Origin of the sequence: Pseudorhodoplanes sp., from assembly GCF_035565795.1 — a bacterium.
GTDB lineage: Bacteria > Pseudomonadota > Alphaproteobacteria > Rhizobiales > Xanthobacteraceae > Pseudorhodoplanes.
The window spans coordinates 1-6260 of sequence record NZ_DATMRV010000034.1; the positions used below are offsets into that span (position 1 = coordinate 1).

A 6260-nucleotide genomic window follows, 5' to 3' on the forward strand; every position below is an offset into this window, starting at 1 on the left:
GCGACGATCACTTTGGGAGCGATCTTCGGCGCTGCTTCGGGGGCCGGGGCCACGTCAGCCGCCGGAGCTTCGACGGGCGGGGCTTCGCCCTCGATCTTGGCCGGAGCCGGATCGGCGGCAATCGCGGGGGCAACTGCAGCAACCTTGCCCGGCGCGGGCAGAACCTGGATCTGACGGGTCGGGCCCTGCTGGGCGTTGGCGGACACGGCCATAACGGCCAGGATCGCGGCGGCGAGGGCGGTTTTCGTGATGGTCATGGCCTTGTTTCCTTTGAGGGGTGAACTCGTTGATGACCATTCGTCGTGGCGGGCCGGAAACCGGTTCAAAGGCCCGAGCCGAAAAATTGCGCGTGGAGCGGCCCGCCGCATGGAGCTGCCTGAAACCGGATCCCGACGGGCACGTTGAATTACCAATAACCGGCTCTTGTCCGGACGAAGGTCATGCCGCGGCTGCCACTCCGAAGGGGCGCTATGGTGGTGCCTCACCCGGATGACGGGCTTGTTACCCGCCCCGATCGTCGGTGTCGGACAGTCCGGGTGTTTTCAATGATACCGTTCGAACCAACACCGCTCGACACGCGACGACCGTCAGATGTGGTCGCCGCTCCGGATGCTGTTCGGCGCGCCGATCGCGGCCACAACAAAACAGAAAGCTGGAGAGTTGAAATGAAGATCCTCGCTGTTGCCGCCCTGGTCGGCGCAACCTTGCTCACGGGCGCAACGCCATCCTCCGCCGAAGTCAACTATCCGTGGTGCATCATCACGGGTGGCCGGGACGGTGGCGTGATGAGCTGCGGTTATGTCAGCTTGGCTCAGTGCATGCAGACCCGCGTCGGTACCGACATGTGTGTCGTGAATCCACGCTATCATGGGCCGCGCGCCCGCGGTTGACGATGAGCCCGCGTTCAAGCAAACCGTTCCCGCGCTGACGAAGCGCGGGAACGGTGTAGCCATGCACGATCCATCATTGAGCTCAGGGCTTTCAAAGGTCCTCCTTGCAATCGCAATCCTGATCGCCGTAACGGCCGGCGGTCGCGATACGGCCTCGGGCGAGGTCAATTACCCGTGGTGCGTCATCACCAGCGGACTGAGCGAAGGCGTGATGAGCTGCGGCTTCGTCAGCTACGCGCAGTGCATGGAGACGCGCACGGGCACGGAGATGTGTGTCCAGAATCCGAGATACCAGGCGCCGCCTCCGCCGCCTGTGCGCCCACGCCAGCGGCAGGGCTGACGCGCCCATTCTCAATCGCTTGTGACGATCGCATCCGTAACTATCTGTGGGCCGAAACGGAGGCCCTTCGATGCGATCTGCATTTGCGCGCGCTTTTTCCAGTCCGGCGGTAATGTTGGTGCTCGTCGCGATCTCCGGCGCGGTTGCACACGCGGCGGAGGAGCCGGATCTGATCTTCAAGCGCTCGACGGTGTTCAAATGGATGTCGCCGAACGACAAGCTCGCGACCTACGGCCTCGACGATCCGGAGGTCGACGGCGTCGCGTGCCACTTCACGGTCCCTGAAAAGGGCGGTTTCAAGGGATGGCTGGGACTCGCCGAGGAAGTGTCCGACATCTCTCTCTCCTGCCGGCAGATCGGCCCGATCAAGTTCAAGGCCAAGTTCGAGCAGGGCGAAGACGTGTTCCGCACGCGCCGCTCGTTGTTCTTCAAGAAGATGCAGATCGTGCGAGGCTGCGACGTGAAGCGAAATGTCCTCGTCTACATGGTGTTCTCGGATCGCATTATCGAAGGCTCGCCGAAGAACTCGACGTCCAGCGTTCCGATCATGCCCTGGGGCGCGCAGACGGACGTTCCGAAATGCGCCGACTTCGTTGAGAAGTGAGGCTTGCGCTCGCATAGTCGAAAAGGAAACGGCGCCGCTGCGGCGCCGTTTCGATCGTCAGGACGGGGTTGCGATCAGTAACGGCCGTAGCCGCCACCGCCATAACCGCCGCCGTATCCACCACCGTAGCCGCCGCCATATCCACCGCCATAGCCGCCGCGATAGCCGTCATATTGAGGGCGGTAGCCATACTCGCCGTAATAACGCGGCTTCGGCTTGGGCCTTACAATCGGCCTCACCGGCGGAGGAGGACCTTCCTTCACCAGCTTCTGCGGCGGCCCGGACTTGTCGGGCGGCGGCGGGGCGCCAGCCGGCGGGGGAGGGGTGCCTGTCGTGGAATCGCCGGGCGGGGGCGCGGCATCAGGCGCAGGTGCGGCCTGCTGCACCGGTTTGCCCGGACGTTTGCGGCCAGGGGCGACACCTGCCGGATCGGCATTCGCCTCGGGCGGCGGGGCGGCTTGCGCTGGCGGCGGAGCAGCTTCCGCTGGTGGCGGAGCAGCCGCGGGTGCCCCTTCGCCGCCGGGCGCCGGCAGAACCTGGATCTGACGGGTCTGCCCTTGCTGTGCGGACGCGATACCCACGGAAGCCGCCATAATGGCGACCGCCAGGGCACACTTGAGCGAGTTAGACATAACCTTCTCCTTCACGTGGACGGAAAAACGGTCTTTGTCAGTCGCATTACGAAGGGATCACGTTCGATTGCGCGACGCGACGCCCTATTTGCGTTTCTTTGCCTTGGCTTTCCTTGCCTTCACCTTCTTTGCTTTCTTTGCCGATTTCTTCTTGGACGACTTCTTCTTGGCTGGCGCTTCGTCCTTGGCCTTGCGCTTGATGTCCATGCCGTGGGCGCGCTTGTAAGTCTGGATGTCCTTGAACTGTCCGTCCTTGTCGCGCACCGCGTAAAGTTTCGTGCCCTTCGAGCTGCGATGTGTCGTGCGTCTCGCCATTGACGTCCCCCGGCAAATTTCAAAACGCCGTAGTGTCCGCCCGGGGCTGCCGAATCGCAACGCAAATTTCGTTCAAGCGGCCGTGATGGCCGCGTTTTTGCTTTGAGTACGGGCCTGCAGATACAGGAGGACGAAGCCGATCGCCGGGACAAGGATGTCGGTCCAGAAGATGATCCCGGCATTCCCCGGAGCAAAATTGTGCGCCGTGATCATCTCGTAGATGTGCACGCCGGCAGCGCCGAGAAGGAAAAACGAAACGCCCACAATGGCCGCGACGCGCATGCTGCGGTCGCCGCGAAAGGCGAGAAAGCCGACCGCCGCGAAGCCAAGACTGGCGAATCCGAGTTCGGTCTGGAACGGGGTGTCGGCCCAGCCGATGAAACGCGCGGACATTTCACCGAAGAACACATGCATCACGAAATTGTAGAAGTAGGTGATGCCGATAGCGAACAGCACGAAATAGGACAGCAGGGCCTCGACAAGCTGCGCGCGCGTACGCGGCGCGGGCTTCGCCAGATAGACGATCGCGGATGCGATGAGCCCCATGATCAGAAAGGTGAGCGTGAAGTTTCGAAAGCAAGAACCGGATCAGCGTTTCGATCATCATGCATCCGTTTGAACGGGTTCGGCGCCGGGAGGGCGGGCCGCTCACAGGCTTTGCAAGAGCCATGGCAACCGCCTTGGCAGATGGAGCGGTGAGCCCCATATTCGTGCCATGAGCGACACAAAGACATATCCCGTGACCCGCAGCGACGCCGAGTGGCGTGCGCTCCTGTCCCCCGAACAATATTACATCATGCGCCAGCACGGGACCGAACGCCCCGGCAGTTGCGCACTGAATTACGAGAAGCGCGCCGGCACGTTCGAGTGTGCCGGCTGTGGGCAGCCGCTGTTCAAGTCGGGCCGCAAGTTCGAGAGCGGCACCGGCTGGCCGAGCTTCAACGATCCGGAGCCGGGCGCGGTCGAGACCACCGAGGACCGCAGCTTCGGCATGGTCCGTACCGAGGTGCATTGCAGCCGCTGCGGCAGCCACCTCGGCCATGTGTTCCCGGATGGGCCGCCGCCGACGGGGCTACGCTACTGCATCAACGGCGTAGCCATGAACTTCAAGCCGGCTACCTGACGAGGTTTTCAGCTTTCGCCCGGCGCGCTATCCTTGCACCGCCAAACACGCGGAGGCTGGGAATGTCGGACACCGCTACGCGCGAGATCGGTCGTATCTATGCCGCGCGCGGTCCCTGGATCGACGACGTGACACCCGGCGATCCGGCGGACGACGTTCATTTCGAAAGCCGCCCGATCCCCGAAGACGCCTGGGCTGCGTTCGAGTCCTCGACGCTCTGCGAATACATGCATGGTTTGCCGCATGACGGCATCATCGGTTGTTACGAGGAGTTCTCGTTCAAGAGCGACCAGGTGGCGGCGCTTGTCGCCCTGATCGAGACTGAAGCTCCGAAGGCGCCGGCGGTCGCACGCGCGTGGCTCGCCGACGTGGTGCGGCTGTCGCGCCGCGCGCAGGAACGCGGTGTCGGCGTCACGTTCATCGTGAGCGGGTGAGGGCCACCCTGCCAAAACGCAGTGCCGGGATCCTGATGTACAGGCGGGTGCGCGGCGCGCTCGAGGTGCTGCTCGTGCATCCGGGCGGACCGTTCTGGGCGAAGAAGGACGCGGGCGCCTGGTCGATCCCGAAGGGCGAATACGATCCCGACGACGAAGACGCTCTCGCTGCGGCGCGCCGCGAATTTGCCGAGGAACTCGGGACAGCGCTGGAAGGCGAATGCCTGCCGCTGGGCGAGATCAAGCAGAGGAACGGCAAGGTCGTCACCGCCTTCGCGCTCGAAGGCGACCTCGGCGTCGACGCGATCAAGTCCGGCAGCTTCGAGATGGAATGGCCGCCAAGGAGCGGACGCAGGGCAAGCTTTCCCGAGATCGACCGCGCGGCGTGGTTTTCTCCGGAAGAGGCGAAGCTCAAGATTCTGCCGGCGCAGCGCGACTTAATCGAGCGGCTGATCGACCGCGTCGAAAGCAAAGGTTGATCACGGGTCGCGGAGGTGCCGTCATTGCGACGGCAATTCGCCGTCGCGGCTGGCAAGACATGGATCAAGCACGGCGTGATTGTCGTCGAGACGGCGATAGGCGCCGCGCATGAGCACGCGTTCGCCGATCTGCATGTCGTTGGACTCGTAGGTCACGCACATGACGCGAAGGTCCTCGCAGATCACGAGATACCAGAGCGCGCCGTCGCCCGTCACGAGACGCAATTCGCCGGTGACTGCAAGATCGATCCTTGTATTGGGCACCGGCAGGCCCTCGGCCATCGCACGCAATTCGCCGCACTCCGCGCGCCGCTTCGCCGGCTGCTCCGGACCCGAAAAGGCCGGACGGTTTGCAAAGATATCCTGCGCGCCCGCGGACGCCCACATGCTCAAGGCGAGGACGAGGGCAGCGGCGGCGCGGAGCATGAGCAAGGCTCGCTTGTCTGCGGGCCGCAGCATGAAGCAACGAATTGCGGTAACTTTTCGCGGCGCCATAGCATCGAGCGACCGAATTGCAACCTCCGCCGCTCCGTCTAACATCAGCCGGGGAGCCCGCCCATGGCCGAGCCGAACGTCAAGACCAGAACCAGGACGAAGACCAAGACCAAGACGGCGCGGCCGCCGCTCTACAAGGTCATCCTGCTGAATGACGATTACACGCCGCGTGAATTTGTGGTGCAGGTTTTGAAAGCGGTGTTCCGGATGAGTGCCGATCACGCTCATGCGGTGATGATGACGGCGCACAAGCGCGGCGCCTGCGTGATCGCGGTCTATACGCGCGACGTTGCCGAGACCAAGGCGAAGGAAGCGACCGATCTCGGCAAGCAGAACGGCTATCCGCTGTTCTTCACCACCGAGCCGGAAACGTAACGGGCAACAGCGGGACAAGGGTCTCCTGTCCGGCGCGGAGAGCCACGCCGGACAGGAGAAGCACGAGCGCTTTAGCGGGCGCGGGCATAGGACCTGCGCGCCTTGGCGCTGACGGCGTAGTTGCGGTAGCCGCCGGTGTCGAAGTGGATATGGCCCGAACCGTAGGTGATCACGGCGCCATTCGCGTTCGAACGCAGCCAGGCGAGCATCGCGCCGCGCTGGCCTGGATTGGGCATGAAGTCCACGGCCTTGCCGTAGCGGTGCTGCGAGGGACGGCCGGAGCCGGCGATCACCGCGCCCGGACGGCAGGTGGAGATCACCTTCACCGAACCGAAGCGCGCCTCGAACCGCGACAGCAACGCGCGCGTATCGCCGGTGAGGCAAGAGCGCGATGCGCTCGCGCCGCCGAGTGCGGGGCGATGGGCGTGACGATGCGCATGGCTATGCCCGTGCGAACGCGCATGTGCGCGCCCGTAATGACGTGCATGGCTACGCGCATAACCGCGTGAATATCCCCGCGTGCGATAGGCCGAGCGGCCGGACGGGCCTTGTGCGAACTGCGATGTGCTGATG

At 63.9% G+C, this 6260-nt stretch carries 11 protein-coding genes and 2 pseudogenes; 7 read left to right on the forward strand and 6 right to left on the reverse strand.

Features of this window, described 5'->3' with window-relative positions:
* Nucleotides 1-257, reverse strand: a pseudogene (locus VNZ93_RS03315) (hypothetical protein); the annotation flags it as partial.
* A 408-nt stretch (nucleotides 258-665) separates the two neighbouring features.
* Here VNZ93_RS03315 and VNZ93_RS03320 point away from each other — a divergent pair.
* The 3 genes from VNZ93_RS03320 (at nucleotide 666) to VNZ93_RS03330 (ending at nucleotide 1834) form a co-directional block, all read left to right on the forward strand.
* Nucleotides 666-890, forward strand: coding sequence for a DUF3551 domain-containing protein (locus VNZ93_RS03320; protein ID WP_325700053.1), 225 nt, complete (start codon nucleotides 666-668; stop codon nucleotides 888-890).
* 61 nt (nucleotides 891-951) lie between these two features.
* A complete protein-coding gene (locus VNZ93_RS03325) occupies nucleotides 952-1230 on the forward strand; it encodes a DUF3551 domain-containing protein (protein ID WP_325700056.1) in 279 nt (92 codons plus the stop codon).
* A gap of 112 nt (nucleotides 1231-1342) precedes the next feature.
* A complete protein-coding gene (locus VNZ93_RS03330) occupies nucleotides 1343-1834 on the forward strand; it encodes a CreA family protein (protein WP_325700080.1) in 492 nt (163 codons plus the stop codon).
* A 74-nt stretch (nucleotides 1835-1908) separates the two neighbouring features.
* Here VNZ93_RS03330 and VNZ93_RS03335 read toward each other — a convergent pair whose 3' ends face one another.
* From VNZ93_RS03335 to VNZ93_RS03345, 3 genes are all read right to left on the reverse strand, one after another.
* A complete protein-coding gene (locus tag VNZ93_RS03335) occupies nucleotides 1909-2466 on the reverse strand; it encodes a hypothetical protein (RefSeq protein ID WP_325700059.1) in 558 nt (185 codons plus the stop codon).
* A gap of 84 nt (nucleotides 2467-2550) precedes the next feature.
* Entirely contained in the window at nucleotides 2551-2781 is a 231-nt protein-coding gene (locus tag VNZ93_RS03340; protein ID WP_325700062.1) for a hypothetical protein, read from the reverse strand.
* A 72-nt stretch (nucleotides 2782-2853) separates the two neighbouring features.
* On the reverse strand, nucleotides 2854-3327 hold the full coding sequence (locus tag VNZ93_RS03345; RefSeq protein ID WP_325700065.1) for a DUF6790 family protein: 474 nt from the start codon (nucleotides 3325-3327) through the stop codon (nucleotides 2854-2856).
* A 169-nt stretch (nucleotides 3328-3496) separates the two neighbouring features.
* Between VNZ93_RS03345 and msrB the strand changes: the two genes are divergently transcribed.
* The 3 genes from msrB (at nucleotide 3497) to VNZ93_RS03360 (ending at nucleotide 4817) form a co-directional block, all read left to right on the forward strand.
* Nucleotides 3497-3904, forward strand: coding sequence for a peptide-methionine (R)-S-oxide reductase MsrB (msrB, locus tag VNZ93_RS03350; RefSeq protein WP_325700069.1), 408 nt, complete (start codon nucleotides 3497-3499; stop codon nucleotides 3902-3904).
* 62 nt (nucleotides 3905-3966) lie between these two features.
* Nucleotides 3967-4338 (forward strand): hypothetical protein, encoded by a 372-nt coding sequence (locus VNZ93_RS03355; protein ID WP_325700072.1) that lies wholly within the window; start codon nucleotides 3967-3969, stop codon nucleotides 4336-4338.
* Between the two features lie 8 nt (nucleotides 4339-4346).
* Nucleotides 4347-4817, forward strand: coding sequence for an NUDIX domain-containing protein (locus VNZ93_RS03360; RefSeq protein ID WP_325700083.1), 471 nt, complete (start codon nucleotides 4347-4349; stop codon nucleotides 4815-4817).
* A gap of 21 nt (nucleotides 4818-4838) precedes the next feature.
* On the opposite strand, the gene VNZ93_RS03365 is transcribed toward VNZ93_RS03360, so the two are convergent.
* Complete coding sequence (locus VNZ93_RS03365; protein WP_325700075.1) at nucleotides 4839-5243, reverse strand: hypothetical protein; 405 nt, start codon at nucleotides 5241-5243, stop codon at nucleotides 4839-4841.
* Nucleotides 5244-5375: 132 nt separating this feature from the next.
* Here VNZ93_RS03365 and clpS point away from each other — a divergent pair, with 132 nt between their 5' ends.
* Nucleotides 5376-5687: an ATP-dependent Clp protease adapter ClpS gene (gene clpS, locus VNZ93_RS03370; protein WP_325700078.1), complete on the forward strand. Its 312-nt coding sequence runs from the start codon at nucleotides 5376-5378 to the stop codon at nucleotides 5685-5687.
* Nucleotides 5688-5758: 71 nt separating this feature from the next.
* Here clpS and VNZ93_RS03375 read toward each other — a convergent pair.
* Nucleotides 5759-6260, reverse strand: a pseudogene (locus VNZ93_RS03375) (hypothetical protein); the annotation flags it as partial.

Excerpts from the sequence above, each read along its gene's own strand:
- VNZ93_RS03320 (WP_325700053.1), top strand. The coding sequence starts at position 666 with ATGAAGATCCTCGCTGTTGCCGCCCTGGTCGGCGCAACCTTGCTCACG.
- VNZ93_RS03325 (WP_325700056.1), top strand. The coding sequence starts at position 952 with ATGCACGATCCATCATTGAGCTCAGGGCTTTCAAAGGTCCTCCTTGCA.
- VNZ93_RS03330 (WP_325700080.1), top strand. The coding sequence starts at position 1,343 with ATGTTGGTGCTCGTCGCGATCTCCGGCGCGGTTGCACACGCGGCGGAG.
- VNZ93_RS03335 (WP_325700059.1), bottom strand. The coding sequence starts at position 2,466 with ATGTCTAACTCGCTCAAGTGTGCCCTGGCGGTCGCCATTATGGCGGCT.
- VNZ93_RS03340 (WP_325700062.1), bottom strand. The coding sequence starts at position 2,781 with ATGGCGAGACGCACGACACATCGCAGCTCGAAGGGCACGAAACTTTAC.
- VNZ93_RS03345 (WP_325700065.1), bottom strand. The coding sequence starts at position 3,327 with ATGGGGCTCATCGCATCCGCGATCGTCTATCTGGCGAAGCCCGCGCCG.
- msrB (WP_325700069.1), top strand. The coding sequence starts at position 3,497 with ATGAGCGACACAAAGACATATCCCGTGACCCGCAGCGACGCCGAGTGG.
- VNZ93_RS03355 (WP_325700072.1), top strand. The coding sequence starts at position 3,967 with ATGTCGGACACCGCTACGCGCGAGATCGGTCGTATCTATGCCGCGCGC.
- VNZ93_RS03365 (WP_325700075.1), bottom strand. The coding sequence starts at position 5,243 with ATGCTCCGCGCCGCCGCTGCCCTCGTCCTCGCCTTGAGCATGTGGGCG.
- clpS (WP_325700078.1), top strand. The coding sequence starts at position 5,376 with ATGGCCGAGCCGAACGTCAAGACCAGAACCAGGACGAAGACCAAGACC.